Origin of the sequence: Pseudoalteromonas phenolica (genome assembly GCF_005886345.1) — a bacterium.
In the GTDB taxonomy this organism is placed as follows: domain Bacteria; phylum Pseudomonadota; class Gammaproteobacteria; order Enterobacterales; family Alteromonadaceae; genus Pseudoalteromonas; species Pseudoalteromonas phenolica_A.
The window spans coordinates 1-4,362 of record NZ_PNEC01000069.1 but is presented as its reverse complement, the minus strand read 5'-3'; the positions used below and the strand labels follow the sequence as shown (position 1 = coordinate 4,362).

The window sequence follows — 4,362 nt, the reverse complement described above, 5'->3', positions numbered from 1 at the left end:
GGGGAGTCCATCTCATTCGTTGGGCCTATAATGAGTAAAAGTCTGGAAGCGAGAAGACAGCAAGAAAAGGTGAGACAAAACCTCTAGCAGCTAAGTACTATGGATTCTCATTTGGAGGCTTTAAGATATGACTTGGTCACAAAGAATGAATTTGGCTATTGAATACATTGAGAGTAATTTAGATAGCGTGCTTAGCATTGAGGATGTCGCAAAAGAAGCGTATTGTTCTAAGTATCACTTCCATCGAATGTTTTTTGCTAGCTTCAAAGTTACGTGTGCTGAGTATATTAGAAGGCGTAAACTTACTATGGCAGCGGTTGATTTGCTGAATACTGACAAAAGTATCTTCGATATTGCTTTAAAATATGGATACGAATCGCCAAATGCTTTTACTCGAGCTTTTCGGAACATACATGGAGTTAACCCAAGTCAAGCTCGTTCAGGCCAAACAGCGCTTTCTTCATATAATCGAGTCTTCTTCCCTGTAGAAAATAAAGGCGGAGAAAATATGAACTACAAAATAGTTGAGATCCCAGAATTCAATATTATTGGTAAAAGTAAAAGTTTTGAATTTGAAAAATTTGTTAAGGATGGCCCCAAGTTCTGGAAAGAATATGTAGCCTCAGAAGACTATCAAAAGCTGTATCGTCTAAATGACGGTAAGCCAAGTCAAATAACGAATTCACCATTACTCTCTGCATATTTTCCAAAAGAAAATGGAAAACGAGATGAATTCATAGATGTTCTAGGTATAGAAGCTACAAGCGAATTGGAATCAAGTGAGTTTGAAGTTCACACAGTACCTTCAGCTACCTATGCGGAGTTTAATTGCACTTATAAGAACTCGATGAAAACAAATCGATATATTTATGGAGAGTGGTTTTCTTCAACAGGATATGAGAGGGGCCGGAATAAGCCAGACATTGTTTCTTATTTTCCAATACCGTTTAGACCAATGAATGATATGTGTGTTCGTTGGTGGATACCTGTAATAGGTAAGCAATGATAATTGGCCTAACAAGGCACTTCTGTCGGACAAAGTTTCCGCTGCGCTCTAATTTTGCCGCAGAGCGCAGCGTTATCCGCTTAGAAAAAGTTAGCTAGAGAAACTTATGACAATAAAGTTCAGTGATGTATTAGATCTATTTGAAATGGTGAATTTTGGTTCACCTTATGATCATCAAGGGTATATCTGTAAATCGACTGGAAAAACTTACTTTTATTCGGAGTTTGGGGACAACGAAGAAGAACTTCCTGATGATATTGATGAAGAAAAGTATTTGATGATCCCTCACAAAAGCGAGTTAAATCTAGGGAGGGATCTTGTTTTCAGTTTTACCATGGAACATTTGCCATCAGAATATGAAAAGATTCGTTCGATTTTTCGCTCTAAAGGGGCTTACGCTAGATTCAAGTCATTGTTAGAGGCTTCAGGCAAAATTGAGCAGTGGTATAAATTTGAAACAGAGCACACTGAAAAAGCGTTACGCGATTGGTGTTCAGTGCAAGATATTGAAATAAGCGGCTAACAAGAGATTATGGTACCGAACGGCCGAGTTTGGCACAAAGCGGAAGTAACCCTCTGAATTTCATTATGTATCTGACAGTAATGAGCAAATAGCGGTCATTGAACCCACCCCCATCAGTATGCAAAATGCAAGACCTGACCCCATTTGCTTAATAACTTAGTTTTAGTCGGGCACTCAAATGCTGGTGATATTTCTTCATGGCTAGCTAATGAAAATAAGTCGTTTATTAGTTCATTAATTACTTTAGATCACAGGCGCGTGCCTTTACCAAGGGATACAGATATAAAAGTATTGTCTATCCGGGCTAGCGACTTTCCAGCAGATAAAGGTATTCTTCCTTCTGCATCAGAGCAAAGTAACATATGCGTGGTTAAAATCCCTGATTCTCGTCATAATGATATGTCAGACTATGGTCCTGAGTGGTTGAAAAATGAAATTAACTTATTGGTTCGTAATCACTTGCTAGAGCAATCATGTTCGGTGCACAAGAGAGCCTAACAATCTGTTAAGTCGGGACAAAATTCAGTTGGCTTGTGTTGCTTTGTCGCTTAATTTAGCCAACATGTTTTTATTGGTTACTACGGTGTTACCACTGTTTATAAAATTACAAAGGGGCTATCTCGTGTCGTTATAGCCCCAAAAAGTAGTTTATTCGAACAGGGTTTCGTCAATTACAAAGATGTTACTACTGTCGTTTAAATCGAGCACGCCATAACACTGACCTTCACTGCTCATCAGCGCCATTCGATCGCCAACAGCCCAACCGCTATGCGCGTAACTATCTCCTAGTTCTAAAGTGCCGTAATTACCATAGTATAAAGTACCATCGTTATTGTTGACCCAAGCCAATGTAACAGGAGTACTTGATTGGTTATGTACAGCAAACTCTGGTGCATAGCCGTCTCCTCGGGTATATGACGTGAGTAATTCGCAGCTTCCTATTTCAGCAGTGGCAACAGGAATAGGTGCTTCGTCAACGGCATCTTTGGCAAACTCAGCGTCAGCAACAAAACTATTTTGCGAGTCATTGACAATGGCTACACCAAGACAATTTCCACCTAGATCACCAATCATCATTCGGTCACCAATGACCCAGTAGTCTGAGTTAAAGGTTTGACCTGCTGCGAGTGTTTGGAATGAAGCACTTGGTTTAGTACCAGCACTGTAATTGATCCAATAAAGTTGTAGGTCTTTTTCTGAGGTATTGCTTACGGTAAACCCTTCAACTTGCTGGCGGCTTCGGCCATAGGATTCGATAAGACTACATGTACCTAATGAACCTTTTTCTGGCCAATGTGGCAGGTATGGTTCAACAGGTGTTATCGTTGTCATGGGTTCTGGCAAGGTGACAGAGCAATCTGTGCCTGTGCAGGCGCTTAAGTATACATCTAAAATATCGGCACCAGAGAAATCAGATCCCACAGTTACATAGTAAGTACCAGGCTCTGGATTTTCTATAACACAGTTTTCTTCGTTACTCGACTCAGTGGTTGAGCTACATAGTACGGGCTGATCAATTGCAGGGTGTGCCGGTAGGTCTTTACTGACCCATAAATCAACGTTGGTTGAACCACCCGAAGTATTGATTGTCATGGCAGGAGTTGCTGCTGAAAGTGTAAAGCGATATACCCAACCGCCTCGACCGTTAATTTGTACAGGCTCTTCTAAAGTGAGTGGTAGCGCACTAGCTTGGAAGTTACTGACTAGCGTGGTGGACTGCCAAGTTTGAAACGCCTCTTGATATGATGTTGAAAATTCAGCAAGTTGTGTGCTTACTGTTTGCCATTCACCTGCGCGCATGTTGGCAATCAACCCTTTCACAAAGTCAGGGTGCTCTTCGATCATATAGCTAACAGCCAAAGTGCCCCAGTCGTAAAACGACCCATAACTGATGGTTGGAGTGGTGATATCGCTCAGAGAGTATTTAGTATCTTGATTGGCATCAAGCAGCATTTGATACGGACGTTGATAATATGTACCAATATACTCGGCAAGTCCCTCGGTCCACCATCCCATGGTGCTGTTATAACCGCCTTCTTTGTTATACCTGCCATCTAGCGCATGCACATATTCGTGAGCAAGTGATCGGATCACAGAGCGGCCGCCACTCCATTCTAAAGCGTTAAACGTTAAGATGGTTGAATCGTGATACCACTCAGTCGGTGCGGTTTCAAAGTAAATACCACTGCTATTATCTGAGTCCCATAAATGTTCTACCCAGCTCATATGATTAGATAAACTGGCAAAAATATTGATGTTAGTGATGTCGTTTAAGTCATCTGGAACTGGCACGCCTTTGTCAGCTGAGAGATTTTCGTTAAGCACTGTCTCAAAGCGTGCTTTGGTCTCGATTAATGTGTTGCAAATATCAGTTTTTGCTTCCTCACTCATCACTTCTTGAATGCGTACCTGCACCATGTCGGCACATAATTCACTGCTGGCAAATAACGATGTGCTAGCCAATAGTGTGGCATCAGTGACATCTGCTCCTTCATAGGCATCAATGAGAATGTTATATCGACCTGCCAGAGGGTTATCAATGATGCAGGTTTCATGGCTATTTGGGCTATTAAATGACACACAGTCAAATACTGGAGCTTCACCTGCTTCAGGGAAGCCTTCGTACTTTACATAAACGTCTGGATCGCCCAAGTCTAACCCAGCTTTACCACTGCTTAAGCTGATCAGTAATGTTGGTGCAGCTTCTTCGAGGTCGATGTAAAAGCCGATAGGCTGAGAGGTTGAGATCCCTTCATTTAAAGTATCTAGGGTTAAGCTTGGCTGTTCTGCATATGGAAAGCTAATTTCATCGTCAGAGCCCGAATCGTCAGAG

General features: G+C 41.6%; 4 protein-coding genes. 3 read left to right on the top strand and 1 reads right to left on the bottom strand.

Annotation, left to right across the window (positions count from 1 at the left end; all coding sequences use genetic code 11):
* Positions 1–127: 127 nt before the first annotated feature.
* From CWB72_RS19560 to CWB72_RS19550, 3 genes are all read left to right on the top strand, one after another.
* A complete protein-coding gene (locus CWB72_RS19560; RefSeq protein WP_138634910.1) occupies positions 128–1,006 on the top strand; it encodes an AraC family transcriptional regulator in 879 nt (292 codons plus the stop codon).
* 106 nt (positions 1,007–1,112) lie between these two features.
* Positions 1,113–1,529 (top strand): UPF0158 family protein, encoded by a 417-nt coding sequence (locus CWB72_RS19555; protein WP_130256648.1) that lies wholly within the window; start codon positions 1,113–1,115, stop codon positions 1,527–1,529.
* 144 nt (positions 1,530–1,673) lie between these two features.
* A complete protein-coding gene (locus CWB72_RS19550) occupies positions 1,674–2,027 on the top strand; it encodes a hypothetical protein (RefSeq protein ID WP_212747911.1) in 354 nt (117 codons plus the stop codon).
* 150 nt (positions 2,028–2,177) lie between these two features.
* Here CWB72_RS19550 and CWB72_RS19545 read toward each other — a convergent pair.
* Positions 2,178–4,362, bottom strand: a 2,185-nt coding sequence (locus CWB72_RS19545; RefSeq protein WP_138634907.1) for a collagenase, incomplete at its 5' end; no start/stop codon positions are given.